General features: G+C 63.2%; 1 protein-coding gene. It reads right to left on the bottom strand.

Annotated elements, in window-relative coordinates:
• A partial coding sequence (locus AC6CH8_RS22870; RefSeq protein WP_498192468.1) for a transketolase-like TK C-terminal-containing protein occupies positions 1-239 on the bottom strand: 239 nt, incomplete at both ends.

Consider the following 239-nt stretch of genomic DNA (forward strand, 5'->3'; position numbering starts at 1 on the left):
TGGAGGGTTTTGGCGACGATGGAGTGGGTGTCGTTTTTGAAGTAGCGGCGTGCGGCTTGGCGGGTGTCGGAGAAGCCGAAGCCGTCTGCTCCGAGGGAGGCGAAGTCGTTGGGGATGAATTGGCGGATTTGGTCGGGGACGGCTTTCATGTAGTCGGACACGGCGATGACGGGTCCGGTGGTGCCGGCGAGTTGTTCGGTGATGAACGGGGTGCGGGCGGGTTGGCCGGGGTTCAGGAA

Source organism: Paenarthrobacter sp. GQ52, from assembly GCF_059759005.1.